Raw genomic sequence first — 24,746 nt, 5'->3', positions numbered from 1 at the left:
TACTCCTACATACACATCACTGGTCTCTCTGCCGAGAACGGTGTTCCTCTGCCATCACGAGTATTCTTGGGAATCGGCAACCTTGAAGACGCTACTTTGTATGTCGTAGTATTAGACAATCGAGGCGCAGCTATAAAGGCTGCCCCGCGGCTCGCTGAACGCCGCTGGTAGTCCCGCTTCGAGCGGCGGTTTTAACTATCTTAGGTTATACAAGACTAGAACGATTTGCCGTCCGCCCAATACGGGGAAAGCCGCTGTTGCCCCTTGTACTAGGAATAGGCATTGGAATAGTACACTAACTCCGAAAGCCAAGATGCTGTGACTTTCGGAGCTGGAATTCGGATCGCAATTGATCACGGGACCCGGCATGGAATCGTCCTACACGCCTTGCGCTTAGGTCGCCACTGTCTCGTTTCCAGCGGTCCTTGATCGGCTCTCTGCGAGGTGTATCGCAAATGTCGGATGATGTTGCGAGTTTCAAGTAAGGGCTAGTTCATCCCAATCCGATCGTGTCTCTCGAAGCGATCAACCACTTTCGTTCTCATCTTATTCGCAACCAAGCCATAATCAACTTCGGGCATGGATAGCCTCCTAAAAAGTCCTCTAGCTGTTATTGCATCAATGATATCCGCATTGCGCTGAACAATCCGAGTAATCCCACGCATTTCACCTGAAGAAGCCGCATTTTCTTCCGCACTCGCTGCGATTCGCTGGCTCGTCTCGTTGATTTCACCGACTGACTGCACGATTTGTCTCACACCACAAGACTGCTCGCCAAAGGACACCTTGATCTTCTCCAAACTGTTTTCGAGAAGTTTCGCCTTACCGAGAATATCATGTAGACTAGTGGCAACCTTTTTGCTTATCAGCACGCCAGACTCCGCACTGTCCAGAGAGGCGTTTATTCGCTGAGCAGTCTCGCTTGCCGCAGCAGCGCTCCGCTTTGCTAGATTCCTAACTTCATCGGCAACGATTGCAAATCCTGCTCCAGATTCCCCAGCTCGCGCAGCCTCAACCGCCGCATTCAATGCGAGGATATTGGTCTGAAAAGCAATCTCCTCGATAGTATGAATAATGCCTGTTATTTCTTCACTGGAGGTCTTGATGGCGTCCATAGCCCGACTCATTTCTCGCATAGCTTCATTTCCTTCGTCAGCCACTCTGCCTGCTTCGATAGATTGACTCCTTGCTTCTTCTATTAGCCTTGAATTTCTCTCAGTTATATTGTCAATTTCGTTCAATCCCGCGCTGATTTCCTCAATTGAAGCCGCATCTTCGCTTGCGCTTTTTGCCAGACTCTCGCTCGACTGCGAAATCTGACTAGCAGCCGCTAACCCCTGTTTCACACTCACCTCAAGTTCTGATGTCGCTTTCCGCAAAGTATTAATGATTGAATGAGAAAACCGACTGTTTAAGACGACCAAGGAAAGTATACAGAAGAATGCTGAACCAAGAACTAAATTGCGGTGCAAAACGACACCATTTCTTTTATTCTGTGCAACCATATAAGCCGACTCTGATAATTTATTTAGTAAAAGACCAGTTTCGTCACATACAAAATAATAGGCTTCATTTACTTCCTCCGAGACCATTTTTGATCTTTCGTCTATAAGAACAAGGCTCTCATTCGACAAGTTGCCACCTGAATTCACAATCAACCCTTCTAAAAACAGAGCATTGTTTAGAAGAGTTGAATAGTAGGCCCCCTCTTCCAGCTCCTCAAAAAGTCGCTTAGCCTCAAGGCCTAAGACCCCGGAAACATTAGCCATCAAATCTTTGTGAGACCGTAGATTTCCCACTACCTCGCCAATAAGCGAGGATTCGAGCAGATGATTCCTAAAGACCAACGTGACTCCTTCTCGAATCCGCCAAAATGAACTTTGCAAATAAAGAGCGCCTCTAATACTCTGCAATGATCGATTAATATCAACATCATTTGCATAACGAATAAAATCAGAGTAGGTATTAAAAAGTTTCTTTTCGATCGAGCTAAACAAAGCAGTAGAATTATTCAACCTCACAGGGTTGTGAGCATTCCATTGATAAACCGACTCTAAGGCATTTTCTGACTCAGAAAGAACAGTCTTAAAACCCTCGACAACTCCTAGTACATCTTTCGAGAACGATGATCTATTTTCGGAGATGAACACTCTTAACTGCTTGATTCCCTCCAATGCCTTTCCTGCATGGATTCGATATGGTTCCTGCCACCCCGCACGATCGGTTGGTGGTTGATCAAACGACTCGCTAAAAACGTTCTGAAAGTAGTTAGCGTTACAGAAAGTAGATGCTACATTTGCTAGTTCTCGAGAGAGATCCGTCAAGAGCACCACATCCTTCATCCGACGAGCATCTCTCCAGTTCTTGATTCCAATAAAGCTCGCAAAAGCAACAATCGCAACAATCTGAAGCACGCATATTGTAAATAGTTTCTGGTTGATCTTCATGGGATAAAAAACCGAAGGTAAAATTTTATGACAGAGGAGACCGAGCAAAGACTTTTCATCGCCACAATGCCCTTCCTAGTTTATTTATGAGGGAGGTCCCGAGCAAGTGAAACCGAGTTACTCAGTGATTTGATAGTCAGCATTTCATCGACCAGCAAACCTACGCCTGTACATTATGTTTTGAGTTTTGCATACATTTTACCTCATTTCTAGGTCCGGAATTTTCCTGTTTCTCAGTTTTGACAGCGTGAACAATCTTACAGTGTCCCCCGAGGTAATTGGATTATCAACAAGCGGTCAGCGTTACCCTGTAAGCTAGCTTCTTTGGAGATACACCAATTTCTCTCTTCTGGCCTCTATGAGGCCGGCATTGACTCGGGGCAAACCGCCTTGCGTCGGCAACATCTGATCGATAAAGGATAGATGAGTGAGTACGATAGGACCGTAGCTAGACACTACGACGAATTCTTCCAGCACCCGCTTTCCCGAATGTTTCTGCACATTCTTCAGCGTCAGAGCTGTCCGGCTGGGGAATCGTTTGCAACTTAGAGACTGTCCAATAAGTTGAAAAATGGGTGTTTTTTTTTCGACGGTTGTTGCACTTTGTTAGCGCTTTTCCCCGAAAGCTTCGCAAGATGGGGAGTCGATGGAAAAAGAGCCTTATCCCAGCGACCTGACCAGCGAGGAGTTGAGCGTGATCGAGCCCCTGATACCTAGCCCGAGCAAGCTCGGCCGACCGTCACGCTACGAGAAAAGTCGCGTGCTCGACGCGATGTCCTATCTGGTGCGAAGCGGCATCGCCTGGAGGATGATGCCCAAGTATTTGCCGCCCTGGCCGCATCTGCTACCACTACTTCTCGAAATAGAGGAACCCGGGGGGTCTGGCAGAAGCTCCACGACGAGCTTGGAGGCTTTGTCCGCTACCGCTGCCGGTAAAAAAAAGCTCCCACGGCCGCGATCATCGACTCGCAAAGCGTGCGAGCTGTTGGTCTCCCCGGCCTTCGCGGATATGATGCAGGGAAGAAGGTTAAGGGAATCAAGCGCATCTTCTCGTGGACACGCTTGGACTCGTGCTCGCCTCGTTGTTCCACTCGGCGTCGGTCCATGACCGGGACGGGGCTCGACTGGTCCTAGGCAAGCTCGAGACCGGCTTGTGCTAGCTGCGCAAGGTCTGGGCCGACGCGGGATACGCGGGGGAAGCTCGTCGCATGGGTGTCAGAGATCCCGAGACATCACAAGTTCGAGCTGGAGATAGACCGGCGAAGCGACAAGGCCGAGGGCTTCATGCTGCTGCCGCGCCGATGGGTGGTCGAACGGACCTTCGACTAGCTCTCGCAGCAAGGACGGCTGGTCATCGATCGGGTGTCCAAGGCTTGCTCCTCGGAGGCTATGATACACTTGGCGATGATCAGACTCATGGCTAGAAGACTCGCAAACTAGGACTTATTGTACAGTCTCTTAGGGACTTCATCCTCTATATTCAATTTTCTATTTAGTACTATTTCAAACTGTCACTATTGGGTCAACAGTGCGCAGCACATGAAAGAATTCGCCAGATAGGCTAGCCCTATATGCTTCATGCGATGGGCTCGAAAATTACCTTCGCAATCATGCTCCCCTCGCAAACACCGAAAAGTCGCAACTCCAATCAGTGAGCAATTCTGCTATCTAGTCTTTATCGTCCAAAACTCAACATGACCCTTATTCCGACCTGAAAAGACACTATCACTCGTCCGACACTCACTCGCCTCGCTCTTGATAATATCTCACAAAGTCAACCTTCATGCTTTTTCCATCGATTGCGTCGGTAATAGGGCCTGCGATATCAGCCTTCAAAAGCGCCAAGCTCAGCAAAATCGTCGTCTCGCTGAAGCAGACCTTGTTCTCCTGGCTGTGGAAGAGCTTACCATCCAAATAGAAATCCATGCGTTCTTCCGTCCAGTGCAGACCATAGGTGTGAAACTCTTCTGCATAATCGCCCAAAACGGAGGCGTCATAGCGAACGAGCTTCTTCCACTTGCCACCCGATGTCTGATACTCGAGCACGTAATCGCTCATGAGGTTTCTGGTCGCTCCATCCTCCTGCACCCACCCGTTAAGGAACTGTACCGCTCCCACTTTTCGAGGCTTGCCAAAATCCACCTGTATCCACTTTTCCTGATGCTTGTTTGAAACCCAAGCGGTCGTCGGATCGCCATCCACCGCGTAAGAAACTTTTCCATCGATCGGGGCGAAATACGTTCCCGAAAAACTTCCACTAGTCGTTAGTTTAGCCCCTACCTCCACCGCAAGATTCGCTTCGTTCCCAACCGTTCCAACTTCCGGATACGCATTTGCCGGTCCTAGAATCCGTAAGTCTCGAATATGAATCGAGGCAGGATTTGAAGACCGCAAGCGAACTGCCTTCGCTTTAACCGGATGGTCGAGCTCGATCGAATGCACCGGCTCTCCCAGCAAAGTGTGATGCAACTGGTTGTCTTCGTGGATCTTCTTGCCGTTCTCCAGTTCTATCGTATCGGTCCAATTGTGCACGTTCGTATTGATGATGTGCGGATAGTGCCCCTCGTTGATATCGATTTCGCACGCCTTTTCGCCCTCGGGTACGCCTTGCTTCGGCCAAAGCCAAAATGAATTGTTGGTCCCGTAGGCGCCAGCGTACTTGTAGCGGCATTCGTAGTAGCCGTATCCAAATTGGTCCTTGGTCCAGATACTCGCCGCCGTCCAGTCTTGGCCTCCTCGACTTTCCTTGCGAGCCTCCAAATGCAATACGCCATCCTTCACCACCGCGTTGTCTCGCCATCGACTGCAAAGCACCCATTCGTTCTCTGTCGGACCGTTCTGAGAGATCCATCTCTCGTCCAGCTCTTCGTCCGGATAATCGAATTCGTCCTCCCAAGCCAGTTCGAAACGGGACATGTCGATTGGCTGTCCCAATCGACTATTCTCTGATGATGCAGGAACCTGCCCCCCCCATGCTCCGACGCCCCATGCCCCCAAAGCAATAGCTAAGAGTTCGACGTTCCACCTTTTCCCATTTTTTTCCATATTTGCGCCTCTTTGTATTTTTTTCTCAGTAATTTTTCTCCAACAATCCTCGTTTCAATCGCTGCTCCACCGTCAACCCTAGCTTGAAATACACATCCGGGTGGATGTTGACTTGCGTGTTCTTCATCAAGGGATCGCGGCGGTCACGCCGGAGCGAGCAATCGAAACGGGCGAGAAAACCGTATTTATTGCCCGGCGATCCGGCATTCGTGAAATGACACAGCCCCCATTCGATGCCGCGGCCATCCCCGGAATCGGTGAACGCATCGGGATCGTAAGCCTTCGCGGCCGTAGGAAACAGGGTAGACACCGCAGCCACCTCGAAATTGACTCCATCATTTGAATACTGAATCGTATTCGCCTCATTTCCATTGCGGATGGCCAAAGCGGCAACCCCCTCCCCGAAGGGGAAAAACGTGGTTTCATGCCCCGAGTTCATCACCGGATTCAACGGGTGCTTCTCGAAAGGACCAAGCGGATCGTCCGCCGTTGCCAAGCCTAGGCCGACGAGATAGTCCGGACGATCGCCAAAGGCCGCCTTGTAATACAGGTAGATCTTGCCACGATAGACAATCGGCGATGGGCCGTGAATGGAAAATTGGTCCCAGGTTCCCGGCTCCCCGTTCTCAACGGTGATTCCCTCCACCGCACTCCAAGGACCGTCAGGCGAATCTGAATACGACACCGCCACCGGGCAATGATCCCCCTTCGTGCCGCTGGCCTCCAGAAAGGCTTGATAGTACAAGTAGTATTTTCCCTTCCACTTGAGAATGTCGGGCGTCGCTACCGAACGCCAACCGGCCTGCGGTTTAGCAGAACGAGTGACTGCCACTCCTTGCTCCTTCCAGGTAAACCCATCCTCGCTAGTCGCGTACCAAATCTCCGCAAGGTCCCAGTCCGTCGACGGAATTTCATCGGTGCATTGAACCGCTCCACGCGGAGGACAGATCGTATCACGCTTGGTGTACCAAACATAGTACTTCCCGTTCTCGTAGATGATCTTCGAAGGATCGCGGCGAGTTATGGAGCCATCGCCATCCCGATAGTCGAATCCCTCAAGCCGCGTGTACTTGAAGCTGGTAAACAAAGGGTTGTCCTCCGGACGGGGCGTCAGATAGTTCGCGTACAAGCGATCGAACGCCGCGCTTAGCGGCCTCTCGGGCCGTGTCTGTGGAATGTCCCATGGAAACGCAGAGAGCTGCGCCAGTTCGTTGTATCCTCTTTCTTGATTCATCTTCTCTTCCTCTATTCGTAAACCCGTACGCCAAACAGAGCTGTCGCTGCCCGATCGGAGGTCGGTGAAAACTTAATTCTCAACCCGCTCACCTCGACCCTTTGCTCAAAGCGAATCCGATTGATCGTCTGATAGTTCCCTTTCTTCCCATACAGAAACCTGCCCTCCGCATCGCAGACCTCGTAGTCGCGAACCATGAAAGGCGATACCCGATCCACATGCCCCATTTGTACGCTCTCCATCGCATGGTCGTAGTCAGGATCGAAATACAGATAGATCGACCCCACGGAGACCTTTTTCCCGAAATCGATGCTAAGCGTGGGATCCTCGTCATCACGGCTCGCTACCCAGGCATTACTCGTCGCTAAAGGCCTAAAACTGCCGCTTTTCAGCTGAGCTTCGTCAAAGGGAGCGAGAGGCGGATCGAAGCGAAGCGCCAGGTTCTGGCCCGCCGGACGGCGGCGAGGACACCAGAACTCGAAGGCATCCACCCCGATGCCTTCAGGCGGTGTCTGGGCGCCCTTGCTAGAGACTGCTTTGTTTCCGTCATTGAAAACGGATACAGTGCCCGTCACCAGCGATTCGCTGGCTTTGACGCGTATCCCCTCTTCGCCATGGAAGGAAACCAAAACATACTGATCCTCTTCCAGCGTTCCCGGACACTCGGCCTCGACTCGCTGTTCCCCTTTCTCAATAGTGAAACGCGACTCCGCGACGGTGCGCTCCGGCGTAAAGCGCCCAAGACGATTCGGCGTCCGGAAAAGGACCCGCAGGGAGCCTTGACATTCGCTATCGACGATTGCCGAGACCCGGCAAGCCGTCCCCTTACTCATCGGCACCCACTGCCCGGCTGCCACCTTCAGATCGACCCACTGGTCCGCGGAAGCAGGGAGTTCGGCAAACGGCTCTACGCTGGAGAAGCGAATAGACGCCGCCTGCACCAGGTCGCCGTCACCTTCAAGTGGCGTATCCACGATTCCCTGCCCCTCTCGATTCAAGTCGTTTTGCAAGGCCCGCATGCGCTTAGTCTCCAAGAGATGTTTCGGGGCGAGTCCCTCCTCAAGGCAATGGGCAACCGCAGCGCCAACCGCCTGTCCACCGTGAGCGCAGGTCAACATCACCCGGCTCGAGCCAAAAGCCACATGGGAAGCGCTGATAATGCGTCCCGCCAAAAAGAGATTGTCCAGATTCCGGCTGTAATAACAGCGGTAAGGAATCGAATAGACGCCCTTAGCATGCCACTGGTTGCAGCCTGGAAGATCGCGGTACACCGCGTCTTGCGGATGCAGATCGATCGACCACCCTCCGACCGCCACCCCATCCTCGAACGAACGCCCCTCCACGATGTCTTGTTGGATCAACATGTGGTCGCCTTCGAAACGACGGCTTTCACGCTTTCCGGGTACCGTTCCCACCCACTCCAAGGTGAGGTCGCGAGCTTCGGGAAACAGGCCGGAATTCTTGATGTAGTCCCAGATTCCATACACGATCTTCCAAAGCTCCCACTTGATGTCCTCGCAATCGTGAATCGTATCCAGGCTACCCCCAAACTCGACCCACCAAAGCTTACATCCCTGGTCCTTCACCGTGATCGACTTGTACTTGGGAATACGGGCAATGTCCTTCATAGCAAAGGAGGGAGCAACGTAGTCCACCGGTTTGCCGACATCCTTCGTATAGAAATAAATCGTATGCCCCAGCAGCTCCCCGTACTCCTCGCTCGGCGTGAACTTCTCTCCAAATTCGCTTTCCTTTTCCGCTCCGATGCGAAACGCGGCGCCCGCTGCGAATCCCACCACCCCGTCGCCCGACGCATCGCAGAAATACGGCGCCTTCAGCCGGTAAAGCGTTGAATTCTGACTGCAGAAGGCTCGGGCGGATTCGATCGTCTTCGCGTCCTTCTTCTCCACATCGAAGACCGCCGTGTTCAAGAGCAGCCGGATTCGCTTCTCCTCCCGTACCTTCTCCAAGAGAATCGTATCGAAAATGAGCGGATTCCCGTCCCGGTTGCGGTATAGGTTTTCCACCTGGATCTCGTCGATAATCCCGCCCTCGCGCGACCAGCGATTGTTGTTGCCCATATGCGAGGTCGCTCCCAAGGCCCACAAACGCACCTCGCTGGAAGCATTGCCCCCCAGCACCGGACGATCCTGGACCAACACCGTATCCACCCCGCGTCGAGCAGCGGCGATGGCCGCGCAAACGCCCGCCAGGCCGCCCCCCACTACGACGAGTTCCGCAGTCAACTCGACCTCGCGAAGCTGCCTCTTTTCTTCCGAAAAACCTTCTTTGATCATATCAACAAAATTTCATCCTCGCCTCAGCCCTTCGGCGCCTTGCGCGTCGCGCTTACGGTCCAACCACCTAGGACCACCAGAACCAGCCCCACGCCCGTCACCAAGCTTCGCCCCGTCTCGCCCGCCACGCCGAGCGCCGCAATCAGGACGCCAGTCGCCAGAATGCCCAATGCGATGACCCGTACCCCGTGCCGGTTCTCCAGATTCGCTTCCGCCCGGTCTTCCTGAAGCTGGGCCGCATCGAGGTCCTTCATCCGCTCAAGACGCTTCCGTTCGTATTCAGAAAAGGATACGCTCGAGTCGCCCTTTCGCGCCAGGGCCAACTCCAACACCGCCATCAGTACCAGAGGCAAGCCCGAGCCAAGAATCTGCACCTGAGCCTGCGTAAGGGTCACGTACCCGTTAAACTTGAACAGGCAGTTGACCAGAAGGCAGGCTACGCTCACCGCCAACACCGTCTTTCCCGTGTGTCGCTTGGAAAAGAGCGCCCACAACGGCGGGATGTACATCGCCCCGCCCGTGATGCCGCCTACCGTCCAGATCACGTCCAGAATGCCGCCCATCGCGTCCACCGACAAAGCCACCAACATCCCGACGATCCCGAAGAAAACTGTGGTCACCCGCGCCACGAAGATCAGCTCCTTGGTCGGCGCTTCCGGTTTCATGGTCCGGTACAAATCATTGGTGAAGACTCCAGACACGATGTTCAGCGTGGTATTCACCGAACTGGCGGTCGCAAACATCATAGCCCCTACGATCAGTCCCACCATGCCTTGGGGCAGCACCTCGCCGGCCATCAGCATGTAGGCATGGTTCGCCTCCCCGTTCGCGATATCCAGCGACGGGTTGTAGATGCGGTACAGCATCGGAGGCATCATCCAGATCACCGGGCTGAACGAATACAGGCAGCCGAACAGCAGTGCCACCTTCCGCGAATCCTTGGGCGTGCGCACACTCGTGTAGCGCTGCACGTAAGCCCAATTGCCCGCGATGAAACAAAGGTTGTAGAGGCCGAACCCGAGCATGAACAGCGGCGAATACTCCTCAGTGGTCAGTCCGAAAAAGCCTTCCGGAGCCGCCTCGAAGAACTCGCCCACCCCCCCGATCTTGTCAAAGGCCAGAGGCACGATGATCAACACCGCCGCGCTCAGTATCACAAATTGCAATACATCGGTCACGATCACCGCCCAAAGGCCGCCCACCGCCGTGTAGATGATGATCGCCGTCGCGATTCCCACCACCACGTACTCGAAGGGAAAGCCCGTCGCTCCCTCCACGATCTTAGCCACCGGATACAGAAAGGCCCCGCTCGTGAAGACCGAGATCGCCAGAAACAGATACGAATAGGCCTTCTTGACCCCTTCCCCAAGACGGGCGCCTATGAACTCGGCGCCCGTCAACACCCCTGTGCGACGCCACCGCGCCGCAACAAATCCGGCAATGATAAAGCCAGCCAGGCACATCGTCCACTGCACCGAGATCGACACCGCCCCGTGCATGTAGGCAAGCGAACCCCAGGCTACGAACGTGCCCGCCGAAAAGAAGCTCATGAACAGCGAAAGTCCGCTGATCCACCAAGGCACCTCTCCCCCACCCGCGAAAAAGGTCTTCAGGTTCTTCCCCGAACGGGAAAACGACATGCCCGCCACGAACACCCCGAGCGAAAATACGATGATTACAATATAGTCAATTGTCGTCATTTCTCGAATACATCATTTCCAGTGGAATTCCGTGCTCGTCTCACCTATCGGGTAGCCGCGATTCGCAGGCAACGCCTTGAAAGAATCAAACTCAGCATCGGGAGGGACAATCTACACATAGGGCAATTCGGGGTTCAGCAGGAGAATAACAGGCCCAGAAAAAAAACGCCATGGACAATACAAGTCGCGACATGGACAATACCCCGAAATGCAGAAGTCGAAAGCGCAGATCCGCTGCGAGGAGGAGGTCGAGCTCCTCATGCGCAGCAACCGCCGACAGTACCGCTACCTTGAAGACGTCGCCCCCAAGGTCGCCTACAAGGTGCAACGCGGCCAGGCGCCGGGCATGCGTCTCGCCGACCTGTCTAAGGAACTTACCGCCGCCTACCTGAACACCCCCATCACCGAAGACCTCCTCTGCACGCAAGTCGGCCACCACCAAGCCGTCGGCACCCACTACATCCACCGCCCCAACGGCAGCGACGATACCATCCTCCTCTACTCCACCAACGGACAAGGCTGGATCGAAATCGAAGAGCAAAGCTACACCGTGGCCGAACGCGACGCCCTTCTGATCCCCAGCTCGCTGCCCCACAAATACGGCTCCAACCCCGACGCCCCCTGGGCACCCTACTGGGTCCATTTCCAAGGCCGGCAGACAGCCGCCTACACCAAGCTGCTCGCGAAGCCAGCCGGCACGCCCGTCTTCCACCTCTCCCACCGGCAGGAAATCACCATCGCGATCGAGCAGGTGTTTAAGCAAATGAGCCACGTGCACACCTACGCCAACCTGCTCGCCACCTCCGGAGCCCTCAGCCACCTCCTCTCGCTTATCCACCTGCGCATGCGGGCCGCCGAGCCGCGATCGCGCAGCGTCGACGAGAATCTGGACAAAACCATCGAGTTCATGCATCGCAACGTCAGCGAGAAGTTCAGCCTCTCCGAACTCGCCAAACTCGCCCACCTCAGCCCCAACCATTTCGGAGCCCTCTTTCTAAAGCGCTTTCAGAGCACGCCCATCGACTACTTCAATCGGCTGAAAATACAACGGGCCTGCGAACTGCTCACCACGACCCAACTCTCCGTTGCCGAAGTCGGAGAAGCACTCGGCTTTTCCGATCCCTTCTATTTCTCCCGACTATTTAAGAAGGTGATGGGCAAATCTCCGCGAGCCTATCGATAGCTGCACAAATGCCTTGGCAAGTCATCTGAGAATTCAAAGCCACAGCGATGACTAGTCTTCTCAACAAGCAGATAGTTAACGCACACAATCGGCTAGTAAAATATGGACGAAAGAAGATGAGCAGTTCGCAATAGGCTGGCTCAAATTCAAGATTGCGCACAATATCTCGTAAGTTTGATTCGTGAATCTCCACCCAAAATCTTTAATCATCGCGGTTTTTGCAAACTTGCTCATCGTTTATGTCGCGAGAGCCTCAACCGAACTCAAGCATATGGCATCAGAGGGGATTCCCAAACTCGAGACCGTCTACCCATTCGAGTCCGGCATTCGCGGCAGAGTACACTCTATAGACCAAATGCCAAACGGCGACCTCGCCATTCTGAGCGAGAGCGGATTACACATCTTCGATGGTACTCGCTGGAGCAGACTCTCGGGCGTCAACTGGCCAGAGCGAATTGTAAACATCTCTAACGAAGCGTCGATTCTCGCCACGTCAGAAGGAGCGGTAAGAGTTGAGAATAATCGGCTGGGCACATACGACGTCCAAGTCTTACCATTCGCAGAAGTTTTGCAATCGGTCCAATCGGTCGCACAACTGAATCAGCAACGATTCGCCCTTTGGGCTGACACTCTTGCCGTCGATCTAGGTGACGGCACACATAAATCGATAAAATTGTCTAACTGGGCGGGAGAACTTTTCGTAATCGGAGAGACTTTATTTACAGTTGGAGGTACTGATGCGGGCATCAACAGGTGGGATGCGGGAACCAATACTCTCTCAGAAATGCAAGAAGTTCTCAAGCCAGTAGGTTACAGCTGGCCACACGCTATAACGCCAAGGGCAGAGGGTGGCTTTTGGATACTCACACAAAACAATCAAGTTGTCTCATTCGACGGAATGATATCGCAAGCCTGGAGAGGTAACGAGTCCCTTTTAGCCCAATCAACTAGCGTCCAGGATCTCGTTGAAGTAAGAGCTGGGGAGCTCGCCTTCGGGACGTCCAGTAAAGGAATATTGGCTTACGACAAACTGGGAAATCTAGTGCTCGAATTATCCCAAAACCAGGGTCTAGACGATCGAAATGTTAACCGGGTGGGCCTCGACAGGCAAGGTGGACTCTGGGCAGCAAGCAAAGATCATCTCACTCGAATATCTACAGATTTCCGAACATTGATCTACGACGAGCGACAGGGAGTTACGGAGACCGTAAATGCGATCGAGATCTTCAACGGACGAGTCTATTTAGGAACTGAGGCAGGACTTATCGCATCAAGCCCGTCCAAATCCTCCGCCCCATTTTCGGAAATAGACCAAACCCGTCGGATCTCTGATCTGAAAGCACATGAAGACCATCTCTTTATCGCAGGGAATTACCTCAAGGCCCTTCGTTCAGACGGCATGATATACGAGATATCCCAAGAAGGAGGCACGAATTTCTGGCAGCCCTCGGCTTTTCCACACCTAATGCTCGCTGGCAATTACAGGGGAATAGTCGTCATGAAGAGAGAGCACGGCCATTGGCGGGAGCAAAACGTAATTTCGGCTGCGGGAAATGAAATCTTCTCAATGGCCGAAAGCTCAGACGGCTACATTTGGGGAAGCACAGGCGGCAATCAAATCGCTAGACTGATTTTATCGCCCGGGGGCGAAGGCGAGATCGAACTGTTTTCAATGCCGGCCACTCTCAATGGAGCATGGAGCCACGTCGCCCTCATTAACGATCGAGTTTACCTTAACACAACCCCCTGCTCCGTGTGGAATACTGGTAGCAAAAAATGGGAAATAGATCCACAGATGATCTACTTCCCTGGCCAAGAGCCCATGGGATTCGAACAGATATTCGGCTACAATGACGAGCTAGCTTACGTTTCGGTAAATCCTAGGAGCGGCCAAACACTACTGAGACCAAGCATAAGAGTCCGAGGTGACATCGCAACAGTAGGAAACGCTGTAAACGGGAGAGCTAAGTGCATGACAATCGATCAAGAAGGGATCGCATGGATTGGCGGTACATTTGGACTGATCAGAGCGACTGACCCCTACGGGCCAACCTCAGGCGTAAGTGAAAAGCCCCGAATTAAGCGTCTGCAGTCGTTAAAAGACGGCGAACTGCTGCCAACGACTACCAACAGCGAAAACTCACTTGTCTTAGGTCCGTCCCAGAACTCGCTTCGGTTCGAAATATCCTTTCAACACTTCGACGCAGTAGGACGCCATCAGTACCAAACAATGCTCGAAGGCTTGGACCCGGATTGGTCCGATTTCTCAGACGCACCATTTAGAGAAATAACAAATCTTTCTCCTGGAATATATTCGCTGAAGGTACGAGCTCAGACCGCAACCGGGCAATACAGCGAGATCTACGAGTTCCCGTTTCAACTAGAAGCTCCTTGGTGGTCGAAACCTATCGCGCTTCTATTCTACGCTGCCTGCCTTCTGGGACTTATTTTGCTAATCGTCCGATTGGCGACACGTCAACAGACCCGGAAAGCAAGAAAGCTAGAACGCCTAGTGCAAGAGCGAACCAACGAACTAGAACAGCATGCCTCTCTGCTCACCGAAAGAAACGAAGAACTAAAAGAAAAAACGATCGCACTTGAATCTACAACAAGCTCGCTCACCGAGGCCCTCGAACAACTGAAGAAAGCTCAAAATCACTTAGTCGATACCGCTCGGACAGCCGGCAAAGCGGAAGTCGCCATCAACGTCCTCCATAGCGTCGGCAACACTCTCAATAGCGTCAATACGAGCGTCCATGTGATAGCCAGGACCTTGGAAGCCTCAAAGTCCCTTAAACTACGGCGCATTGCGGCACTATTGGAAGAGAATCAGCGAGACATAGCGAATTATTTAGCGACGGATCCACGCGGCTGCAAAATACCCGAGTATTTAACAAGCCTCTCGAAAGCCATCGACGAAGAAATTGCTGAGCTTTCATGTGAAACGAAATCGATAGAGTCAGACCTCCAGCATATCAAGCGGATCGTTTCTGAACAACAAAACCATGCGAAGAATACTGGAGTGATCGAAGAGGTGAATCTCTACGACCTTTTTGAGACCGCAGTTTCCATAGTCTGCAACGATCCATTCGCGAGCAAAATTGAATTCTGCAACACAATTTCGGAGGACATCACAGTGACATCGGATAGGAGCCAACTCCTTGATATAATCGTAAACCTTGTCAGCAACTCGCTAGACGCAATAAAAGAAAGAAAAGTCGAGCTAGGCTCCATAGCGGCTACTGCAAGTCCCAGCAAGGACTCTATGTATATCTGCCTAGGCATCCACGATAACGGGATCGGTATAGAAGCCAAAATCCAAAACAACGTTTTCCAACACGGATTCACAACAAAGACGAATGGACATGGTTTCGGGCTCCACTCAGCTGCCAATTCAGCTAAACGTCTCGGCGGACGACTTTCGCTCACTAGCCATGGTGTAAACAAGGGAGCCAAAGCCACACTCAAAATACCATTTGAAAGGAAAACAACTGCGTTTTCCGCTGCGTGATAATTGGAGAGCCCCCCTTCTTGATAACGCACCCTTCTCCCGTTGCTGACATCAGGCCCCGCGACTTCGTCGACGACCCTGAGCTTCATCTGAAAGCCCTGCATAATCCTGGGGAAACAAGCGGGGGTTGGCTGTTGACTGTCGTTTTTTTGCATACAACATGCATTACAAACTAGGAAGCGTCATGACCCAAAGGGGATTGTCCTTCTGATCAAACCCCAATTGCTGATCTACCCGGTCAATCCATAAATCAAAATGTCACACCCAAACAAGAAGGCCTTCGCATTCTCGCTCATCGTCGCAATCGGCGGACTCGTATTCGGCCTCGACCTAGTTCTCATCGCGGGCACCTTCGATTACACCGAAATTCAATTTGGCCTCAATGCCGCTCAAAAAGGTCTTATTGCGTCAGGTCCGGGCTGGGGAGCGCTGGCAGCTCTCGCCTTCGCTGGATGGGTTTGCGATCGCATCGGCCGTAAGAAGACCCTTCTGGTCATCGCAGCACTCTACACGATCTCTGCAATAGGTTCCTCCCTCTCGTGGGGGTTTTGGTCCCTATTTCTTTTCCGCCTTATCGGAGGCCTCGCATTCACGTCGTTATCTCTAGCATCTATGTACATCGGTGAAATCGCTCCACCCGAGATACGTGGAAAACTAGTCGGATCCAATCAGCTCAATATCGCAGTAGGCATTTTTGCGGGGTCGGGATTGAATTACCTCATCGCTGATATTGGAAATTCAAATGTAGACTGGGCTTCGGCAATCTTTCTGAACGACCAAACTGCTTGGCGTTGGATGCTCGGTATCGAAACTCTACCCGCAATAATCTGGTTCCTCCTCTTGCTGACCATACCAGAAAGCCCACGCTGGCTCGTCCTCAACGACAAGACCGAACAAGCAAGAAGCGTTTTGGCCAAGATAACACCCGCCCATAAGGTGCAGGAACAGCTCGACGAAATCTTGCGAAATCTCAAGGACATCCACCATAGCCTGAACTACGCCCAACAAGCTAAACTCCTCTTTAGTCGGAAGCTATGGGTCGCCCTAGCCGTTGGCCTCATCCTAGCCTGGGTACAACCTTGGACCGGCATGAATCCGCTACAATCTTTCATGCCACAGATTTTTGAATACGCCGGTCGCGGCGAAACCAAACTCCTCGACCAGTTCATCATTAATCTGGTGGGCATGTTCTTCACTCTCCTCGCGATTCTAGTCATCGACAAGATAGGTCGACGAATCATACTTATTGGCGGTCTGGCCGCCTGCGCCTCCGGATGGCTACTGGTCGCCTACGGATTCGGATCCGCCACCTATTCAGTCACGCCAGAGGTCGTACAAGCGATCCCTCAATCAATCGACCCCTCAGGGCTCTCCCAATTGATCGGCCAAGTCTTCGACAACGAAATGACCTTCAAATCAGCGATAAGAGATTCTGTAGGAGCCGATGTCTACAACCAAGTGGAAAGCGCCGTGATGCTACATGGCGTATCCATGAACGCAGTACTCGTTCTCGCTGGAATCGTTCTATTCGTCTGCGCTTTCAACTTCTCCGCGGGTCCCGTACTGTGGATCCTTTTCTCCGAGCTATTTCCAACTAAAGTGCGTGCCTTGGCCATCACCGGTTGCGCCTGGGTCACCACTATCTTTGGCGGCATCGTAGTACAACAGCTTTTTCCTCTTGAAATCGAATGGTTCGGCTCGACCGTCACCTTCATCATCTACGGCACCTTCTGCCTCCTCGGTATGATCGCTCTAGCCAAGCTCACCCCTGAAACCAAAGGGAAAAGCATCGAAGAAATAGAAGCGGAAATCGAACGACTAAGCAACAAGGCCTAGCAATATCCCTCGAGAGCAGGAGGCTCTACAGTTTTACCAAGCCGGCACCGAGATCGCTGAATCAAGGTCGGTCAACACTGTCCGCATAGGAGAATACACATCCATTGTTCCATGACGCACCCACGCGCGCTTTGCTTCCCTTCTCCTACTCTCCACGGATTCCAAGCTAGCCCAACTTGACATCCAAATTCTTTGCTCTTCGAATCTACAACAGGTTTAAGCTAGCCAAAATTCCGCTCCCGACCTGTAACAGCAAACGCCGATACAAGTGTGGCGGGACTACCTAACGTCACATTTCGTATCCAGAGTTTGGACATGACAACAAGGCAAACCCAGAACGCCGTAGCCCAGGGAAGCAAAGGGCGTGATAGGCTACAACAGAAGCCAGCGACTTCGACCAGTTGCTTGCCACCGCAACTACGTCGTAACTTCAAAACGAATTGGACTCCCTCTCGAAGGAGCTCAGCTGTCACATCCCAAAGCCCCACTTCTTCACTCGACTCTCTATTCCAACCAACCGGCTCGAATAGTTGCTTCTACGCCTATTTCGGCTACTAGCACGATAGTCCCCCAAATGGGCACCCCATGTCGCTAAACGAACTGCTTTTCGCAGTGACGAACACTATTCCGCGACAAATCTATCGCCACAGAATCTAAAGCACTGATTTCAACCGCTTAAAACTGGCGAGCTTCTCCATCCGTGCTGATCCCCACCACTGACATTTGCCTCGTCTGGACAAAAACGTTTTGCAGCATCTATCCTTCCACAATTGAAATTAATCAAAGACCACATCTGCCACCGCGGCAATGCGGCCGTGCATAGGCCTGCTATTTTGGTCGAGGTGCATATCCGCCTCCGGTCAAGATGTGCTCTCCGGAAACTGCAAAAGAACTCGAAAATGCTCCGCATTCGAACCCATAAAACGTCCAGTTTCGAAATAGGTGACTCTTGTCCACGCCTGCCTATTCCGTGTAAAAAGCACACTGCTAGCAAAAAACACTACGTCCAAACAATCATTCAGTATTTGCAAAGCGACCCGTTTCCGTTGCCTTCAAGATCCAGCAGTGCCCCCCCTTCAGACAAGCGTTTCGGCTGCCGCGTACAGAAACAGCCGATGGATCCGCGAAGTGACGCTCCCTACAGAATAACAGTACCTCAGTATCTATCGCGAGCTCCCCGTTGATGCTGAAGCGTCAAAAGAGACTGCGACTCGACGCCGATCAATCATCCCTGTCCGCCACTGAATGGAAGTGCTCATCCGCTGAAATCCTGCACGAAGCCCGTCAAATACACTAATACTCTCATAAAATGCGAATACAAAATCGGCACGGAAACTTCAGTCATTCATCCAATTCGAAGAAGACGCATTGGGACTAAAGAAAAACGCCCGACCTAAGTCGGGCGTTCTAAAAACCAAATCAATTTTATTAAACCCTAAAACACTACCATTCAAAAGTATTCGTTAGAATATATTGAGTAGGCTCGCCTCGATTAGTGTACCAAGCGATGGGCGTCGTCGGTGCACTAGTGACTGCTCCATGTCGAACGACATACGGATCAACATTGTTGATGTTTCTCACGTTCAACTGAATTTTCCAATCGATCTTGTCGTTAAATATTGGTTTGCTATAACGAATATGTGCTCCTACTCGGAGTAGGTCTTCACCGAAGAACGGATGCTCCGAATCAGGCACCCAAGTCCCATTTTCCAATTGGCGGAGTCCAAAGCCAGTAGATGGCTTGTCCTGCCAAATCACATCTGTACCGAATCCAAGTCCCTTGAATGCTCCTTCGTATATGTCGTAGCTAGTAACGAAAACGCCTTTATAACGTCGTTCGTTCATGGTCCGAGACCCCTCCTGTGCCTTCTCGGATAAATACGAGAAGTAAAACCGATCGTATACCTGCTGTGCCGTCAATTCTTCATTAGCACCTGGATTTACAATAATATCCGGATTTGACAGAAGCTCATCAGTATACTGATCAAAAATCATGCGAGTAACCGGTGCCACATTAGAATACTCGGTCTCAAAATGGTCGAAGCTTAGCATAGCTCTCCAATTCTGAGTGAGGTTGGCACTCACCTGAAACTCCCATCCCTCGGAAACAAGATCACGAATATCGCGAGTGGTCGAAGGATCCAAGCCCGACAACTCAGAGAGGCCCTGTGCTTCAGCAATCATACTCAAATCTTGCCAAGGAAGATTGACAACTGCTTCGTTTTCAAGAGCCACGTCAAACACCGTGAACACGCCATTAATCTTGTTGTCGAAAAGACCGAATTTCACCCCGTAGTCGACGGTATCTCCGGTCGTGTTCGGGACACGGTCTTTGTTCGGCAACACTCCCGTCGAGTCCGCATTGAACGTTGTAGACTGATTCGCGTACAGCGTGAGATAGCTAAGCCAATCACGTTCTCGCAACACGTGAAAGTTAACTCCTCTAGAGAAAGTATCAGGATCCAATTCGGGTCTTTCGATATCTCTCGGCACGTCTTTTGCAAGCACTGCCCAACCATCCGGCTTATCGGGATCCTGGCCAATCTGCCCGATCCGTGCATTAATAGTGTCTTCGCGCCAACCGAACGTCGTAACGATGCGATCATCCCAAAAACGTGACTGTAGAACGGCCAGAAAAGAGTCTATCCTCTCTTCAGATGTGCTTCCATTAATAGAATTAAAAGAAGGTACCCACTGAGCGTTTATGCCATCATATTGGTTCGCGTACTCCTGAAACGTGCGCGGATCCGTAGGGCCGAATATGGTTTGAGTTTCAAGATCAACGTAGTTGATCACCTTTATTAAATTTTGACCGTTCCATCCATTTCTTGGAGCACTCGGCCAAGGTTCGTTTATTGCCGGGAGCGGCGTAGACTCAGGTGTGACATTCGCTAGCCAGTAACTATCCCATAGCTGTTCGGAATTAGCCCGTTCACCCAGTAGGGCCAGGTTATGACTACCAAGCCAGTGTAGATTGTCTGAGGCCTCTGCGAAGTCATAGCGAAAAGCTCCAGTTAATCTCAAGTTATCTAGATTGCGTTCCTGATCATAACGCCATTGCGTATCGTTAGTAACAAAATACTTTCCAACATTTGGGTTGGGCGATCCGTCGGCTAGCGTTGCGCTCGTATCGATTCGCAACATATTCGCTGACCAATTAATCATAAAGTCGTAATTCACTGTCTCATCATTAGCAGCCAACTCCAAATCGATATAGTCATTCACCTTGTACTGAACAACGCCCTGAAAATTGTGCCCTTGAAAATCTTGGAAATTTGAGTTTCCAAAAATATTGAAGTCACGTGGCAAGAAATCAGTTGGCAGCGAAGCATTCCTATCTCCAGCTACCTGCTTTGGCGCACCTATGACCTTATTCATCCAGTTACGAGGCTCGAAATCAAAGCCGGCTCCATCGTTCACAAAAACAAGTGTATTGACACCTCCGTAGCCCCAATCCTGAAACTCAGGTCCAACTGAGCCTGGAGCAATCCAAATCCAGTGGCTGCGATCGATGGCATGCTCCTCAGGAGTTTCCCCCGCAGCCTTTGCTGCATCGAGAAATGGAGTCACAGCATCCTGATGTATTCCGTAGGAAGCAATAGACCGCTCCCAATCAAAAGATTCAGCACGAAACTTGATCGTAAGTTTCTCAGTGGGGGTAAATGTGAAAGTGCCGTAGTAACGACTCTGGTCGTTGAAGAGAGGCTTGATCCAGTTTTCGCCTTCTTCATATAACACAGCCACACGTGCAGCCAACTTGCCATCTATTATCTCACGATTAACGTTAAGTTCATGCCGGGTCCCTTCATTGTCATCAATCTGAAAGCGATAAAGATTGGTATTCGCAAAAATGGCATCGTTAGTATAGCGATTTACCAAGCCGGCTGGGTTACCTATCCCGAAAAGAATTGAGTTTCCGCCCCGCGAAAACTCGAAACGGCCTGAGTTGTAAGCATCTGCAGTTATGTTCGTTCGGAACTGGTTTCGTACGATATTTTCGACCCGCACTCCTCGAATTCGCGGATTGTCGCCCCAATAAACTGTGGACGCTCCTTGACTAGCATCTTGCGTAGTCTCCTTCTCAGATCCTGGAGTGAAAGCAATCATTTCGTTAGTATCGCTAACTGCCAAGTCATCCATGAATTGCTCCGTCAACGTTGTCATAGTCACACCAACATCCTTCATGGATGTTTTCATTCGAGTGCCCGAAAGCGTGTTTTGAGCTTCATATCCGCGTACATCGTCTGCTGTCACTTCGAAGGGAGAAAGTGTGAAGACCTCCTCCTCCTCTTCGTCCTGCCCTAAGGCCACTTGTAGTGGAATGCTTGCCAACAGAGCCACAGCAAGACCGGCGATTCCTCTAGAGCTAAAGCGACGGTTAGTCCCATCTCGAAAGCTCGAATTATAGTTTGGAGCGTTTACATTCATAGTATTAGGTAGCTTGATTACTTGTGTTTGATCTCGAATAACTTACCTCTGCCAATCTGCTTTGGCATCGAGAGAAACCCCGAGCGAACTATTGAGATACTCAAAAGACCTAGTGACGTTTGTCATGCACCTCGGCTAATGCGTGGCGGGCGGGCGTCGGGGTATTGGTTCAAATTTAGTTTCTTTGGGGCTATCGAATTCCTCCGAGGCGAAATTGAGAACAGGACCTTGGCGTAAATCAAAGGCCTCGACTCTCGCTTGGGGAAATTAGCTCGAGAGCAGTTGAGGTTTCGTGACGATTGATTGCATACAATATACTTTACCTAGGTCAACATCTTTTTGCATGCAAAACTCACTTCACCCTTCGTCGCAATGAAAACACCTCCGTTTTGCTTTGAGAACCGGCGAGAACAGAAAGTCAATCGACTGACGCGATTGACTCCCACTAGCTCGAAGCAACTTCTCCTACTCGTATGTCTCCCGGGACAGGAAAAACGACTTCAGACTTTCATCGACTTCGAAGCGCTCCAAATACCCTTTTTGACCATCAACGACGTGACACAACCCCCACCTTAGCCCCTCCAACGGACCTTTGTCATGGTCAGATGTCCTGAAAAGTCCATTGGCCTCTGGGGCTCCTTTTATGTATGCCATGATCTCGAAATTGACGCCGTCTCGAGACCACTGAAGAGTGTTCCTTTCTGGCCCATCCGTCGTCAGCATCCCTGCAATACCGCCATTATAGTGCCAAACGCAGATTTCGTGGCCAGAGTTAGAGATAGGGTTGTACTCACTCTTTACATACGGACCTTCAATCTTATCTGCAATCGCGACTCCCCACTTGGTCTCTCGACCTCCCATGAACATCTCCTCCCCCATGGGTTCACCTTTATAGTAGAGGTAGAACTTCCCCCGAAAAAACATCAAACAAGGATCGTGGACTTTATGACTATCAAAGCTGCCCTTTGACTTCACGAGAAATCGATTATCTGCTTCACCATCCCACACGCCATCCGCTTCGGCCTTTAGGATTGGTCCATCGACTTTTGCCCAAGGTCCATAAGGGGAATCTGCGATCGCCATTGAGACATTTTCATAAGAACGTCTCGTGTACGGCGAAGTTACTACCTGATAGACAAGATAGTACTTTCCATCGTGAGCCAGTATTTCTGGAGTGAATACGCTTCGATCATCGTAAGCTCCCGTTGGCCCGCGCCGCACCGCCACGCCCTGTTCTTCCCAATGCCAACCGTCCTTGCTGGTCGCATGCCAGACCTCGCAGTGATCCCACGGAAAGGTCTTCTTGTCAGGATCCCCCGACCCGAAACCGAAGCTCTCGCCCTCGCCCTTACTGTACCAGACATGGTAGATGCCGTCCACTTCAATCACTGCGCTCGGATCGCGCCGCACCATCCCATCCCGCGCTTCCGCAAGATCTCCCGTAATTGGCTTGCTGACAATTTCACAGTACCATTCAGGTCCCTTGTCGTAGTTCTTGGCCCGCAGGCTCGCAGCGCTTAGTTTTTTGCTCATGACAGATCTCCTTTAGAAAAATTGCTCGATTCAAAGCGTGAAGGGACGAAACGAATACAAAGCCTCTGCCCCACACAGATTCGCTTCCCTTAACCAGTCCACCCTTCCGATACAGATGCCGCGCACGGCAACGAAATCTACGTTTCTGGATACGAGGGGGTTCATCCTAATCGATACGGGTCTAAATTCAAGCGGGGCAAGACGGCAAAAGGCGTCTCGATACGATCCAACGTTTTCGCAACGACACAGATTTTGTACTCGTCAAAGCCTTTAGTTGAATTAGGATTGTACACAAAATACAAGTTCTAAAGTCAGAAAAAGCTCTGACCACCCCGAAAACGCCCTGCCCGCCCTCCATGAAAATCTCGGCTATCAAAGCCTTTCCCTCCCGTATCGGCGCCAGCAGCCAGCTCCTGCTCAAGATCGAAAGCGACACCGGTTATTACGGCTGGGGAGCTTCCGGCCTTACCTCTCGCGAAATGGCGGTTTCCGGGGCTATCGATCATTTTCGTCCCTGGCTCATTGGCAAAGACCCAAGGAGCATCGGATCCATATGGCAGGAGCTCTACCGAAGCCAATACTTCGAAGGTGGGCGAGTGCTCGCTGCCGCCCAATCAGCCATCGACATCGCCCTTTACGACCTTAAAGCCAAGGCCCTAGGCATTCCTGTTTACGAATTGCTGGGAGGCAGGCAGCGAGACTGGGTGGAATGCTTCGCTTCTCTCCCATTTGGCAACACCCTACAACTGATCGAACGAGCGGAATCCTTGCTGTCTGCGGGATTCACCTGTCTCCGACTGACCTACGTCAACGAACAGACCATGGGAGACGCTAAAACAACATTTGACCCTCGAAAAAACATCGCAGCCGTCGCAAAATCCATCGTAGCTCTGCGCCAACACGTCGGACAAGAGCCCACCTTGGGCTTCGACTACCACCATCGCCTTACGACGCCCGAAACTGTATCCTTCCTGCATCGCATGCCGATCGGCACTCTGGATTTCCTCGAGGAACCCATCCGCTGCGAGGATCCCAAGGCCTATGCCACGCTGCGGCAATTGGTCGATGTCCCCTTCGCCATCGGCGAGGAATTCGCCAGCAAATGGCAGTTTCTGCCTTTTCTAGAAAACGGCCTGACCCAATTCGCCCGAGTCGACGTCTGTAATGTCGGCGGCTTGACCGAGAGCATGAAAGTAGCCGCCTTGGCCGAAGCCCACTATATCGATCTGATGCCACACAATCCCCTGGGGCCGATCTGCGCCGCTGCGACCATTCATCTTGCCGCCGCCTGCTCCAACGTCTCCTGGTTGGAGGAAGTGAACACTCCCATTCAGGACCTCGGCCTCTGTGACCCCAAGATCTTTCCGCTGCAGCCTCGTCGAGAACAGAACCGCTACCCGATCAGCGACACGCCTGGGCTCGGCATTGAAGTCGACGAGGACGCGCTAGCCAACCAGACCTTCACCCCCATCGAAGTCCCCCATTTCAAACGCGCTGACGGCTCCGTCACCAACTGGTAGCCACCTCCCTCT

General features: G+C 51.8%; 11 protein-coding genes. 4 read left to right on the top strand and 7 right to left on the bottom strand.

Features of this window, described 5'->3' with window-relative positions:
- Positions 1 to 488: 488 nt before the first annotated feature.
- From QEH54_RS00335 to QEH54_RS00315, 5 genes are all read right to left on the bottom strand, one after another.
- A complete protein-coding gene (locus tag QEH54_RS00335) occupies positions 489 to 2,447 on the bottom strand; it encodes a methyl-accepting chemotaxis protein (protein WP_309016613.1) in 1,959 nt (652 codons plus the stop codon).
- A gap of 1,740 nt (positions 2,448 to 4,187) precedes the next feature.
- Positions 4,188 to 5,363 (bottom strand): family 16 glycosylhydrolase, encoded by a 1,176-nt coding sequence (locus tag QEH54_RS00330; RefSeq protein ID WP_309016612.1) that lies wholly within the window; start codon positions 5,361 to 5,363, stop codon positions 4,188 to 4,190.
- Positions 5,364 to 5,517: 154 nt separating this feature from the next.
- On the bottom strand, positions 5,518 to 6,726 hold the full coding sequence (locus QEH54_RS00325) for a hypothetical protein (protein ID WP_309016611.1): 1,209 nt from the start codon (positions 6,724 to 6,726) through the stop codon (positions 5,518 to 5,520).
- 11 nt (positions 6,727 to 6,737) lie between these two features.
- A complete protein-coding gene (locus tag QEH54_RS00320; RefSeq protein ID WP_309016610.1) occupies positions 6,738 to 9,023 on the bottom strand; it encodes an FAD-dependent oxidoreductase in 2,286 nt (761 codons plus the stop codon).
- 23 nt (positions 9,024 to 9,046) lie between these two features.
- On the bottom strand, positions 9,047 to 10,723 hold the full coding sequence (locus tag QEH54_RS00315; protein ID WP_309016609.1) for a sodium:solute symporter family protein: 1,677 nt from the start codon (positions 10,721 to 10,723) through the stop codon (positions 9,047 to 9,049).
- A gap of 208 nt (positions 10,724 to 10,931) precedes the next feature.
- Here QEH54_RS00315 and QEH54_RS00310 point away from each other — a divergent pair, with 208 nt between their 5' ends.
- From QEH54_RS00310 to QEH54_RS00300, 3 genes are all read left to right on the top strand, one after another.
- Positions 10,932 to 11,906 (top strand): helix-turn-helix domain-containing protein, encoded by a 975-nt coding sequence (locus QEH54_RS00310; protein WP_309016608.1) that lies wholly within the window; start codon positions 10,932 to 10,934, stop codon positions 11,904 to 11,906.
- Between the two features lie 181 nt (positions 11,907 to 12,087).
- Positions 12,088 to 15,417: an ATP-binding protein gene (locus tag QEH54_RS00305; protein WP_309016607.1), complete on the top strand. Its 3,330-nt coding sequence runs from the start codon at positions 12,088 to 12,090 to the stop codon at positions 15,415 to 15,417.
- Positions 15,418 to 15,672: 255 nt separating this feature from the next.
- Positions 15,673 to 17,253, top strand: a complete 1,581-nt coding sequence (locus QEH54_RS00300; RefSeq protein ID WP_309016606.1) for an MFS transporter — start codon at positions 15,673 to 15,675, stop codon at positions 17,251 to 17,253.
- 1,443 nt (positions 17,254 to 18,696) lie between these two features.
- Here QEH54_RS00300 and QEH54_RS00295 read toward each other — a convergent pair.
- Entirely contained in the window at positions 18,697 to 21,681 is a 2,985-nt protein-coding gene (locus tag QEH54_RS00295; RefSeq protein ID WP_309016605.1) for a hypothetical protein, read from the bottom strand.
- Positions 21,682 to 22,146: 465 nt separating this feature from the next.
- A complete protein-coding gene (locus QEH54_RS00290) occupies positions 22,147 to 23,214 on the bottom strand; it encodes a family 43 glycosylhydrolase (RefSeq protein ID WP_309016604.1) in 1,068 nt (355 codons plus the stop codon).
- A gap of 356 nt (positions 23,215 to 23,570) precedes the next feature.
- Here QEH54_RS00290 and QEH54_RS00285 point away from each other — a divergent pair, with 356 nt between their 5' ends.
- On the top strand, positions 23,571 to 24,734 hold the full coding sequence (locus QEH54_RS00285) for a mandelate racemase/muconate lactonizing enzyme family protein (protein ID WP_309016603.1): 1,164 nt from the start codon (positions 23,571 to 23,573) through the stop codon (positions 24,732 to 24,734).
- Positions 24,735 to 24,746: the final 12 nt, after the last annotated feature.

Source organism: Pelagicoccus sp. SDUM812003, from assembly GCF_031127815.1.
In the GTDB taxonomy this organism is placed as follows: Bacteria; Verrucomicrobiota; Verrucomicrobiia; order Opitutales; family Opitutaceae; genus Pelagicoccus.
The sequence above is the reverse complement of the archived record's forward strand: the minus strand, read 5'-3'. Positions and strand labels throughout refer to the sequence as shown.

What these genes read in the sequence shown, in the direction of transcription:
- QEH54_RS00335 (WP_309016613.1), bottom strand. Translation starts at nt 2,447, where the DNA reads ATGAAGATCAACCAGAAACTATTTACAATATGCGTGCTTCAGATTGTT.
- QEH54_RS00330 (WP_309016612.1), bottom strand. Translation starts at nt 5,363, where the DNA reads ATGTCCCGTTTCGAACTGGCTTGGGAGGACGAATTCGATTATCCGGAC.
- QEH54_RS00325 (WP_309016611.1), bottom strand. Translation starts at nt 6,726, where the DNA reads ATGAATCAAGAAAGAGGATACAACGAACTGGCGCAGCTCTCTGCGTTT.
- QEH54_RS00320 (WP_309016610.1), bottom strand. Translation starts at nt 9,023, where the DNA reads ATGATCAAAGAAGGTTTTTCGGAAGAAAAGAGGCAGCTTCGCGAGGTC.
- QEH54_RS00315 (WP_309016609.1), bottom strand. Translation starts at nt 10,723, where the DNA reads ATGACGACAATTGACTATATTGTAATCATCGTATTTTCGCTCGGGGTG.
- QEH54_RS00310 (WP_309016608.1), top strand. Translation starts at nt 10,932, where the DNA reads ATGCAGAAGTCGAAAGCGCAGATCCGCTGCGAGGAGGAGGTCGAGCTC.
- QEH54_RS00300 (WP_309016606.1), top strand. Translation starts at nt 15,673, where the DNA reads ATGTCACACCCAAACAAGAAGGCCTTCGCATTCTCGCTCATCGTCGCA.
- QEH54_RS00295 (WP_309016605.1), bottom strand. Translation starts at nt 21,681, where the DNA reads ATGAATGTAAACGCTCCAAACTATAATTCGAGCTTTCGAGATGGGACT.
- QEH54_RS00290 (WP_309016604.1), bottom strand. Translation starts at nt 23,214, where the DNA reads ATGAGCAAAAAACTAAGCGCTGCGAGCCTGCGGGCCAAGAACTACGAC.
- QEH54_RS00285 (WP_309016603.1), top strand. Translation starts at nt 23,571, where the DNA reads ATGAAAATCTCGGCTATCAAAGCCTTTCCCTCCCGTATCGGCGCCAGC.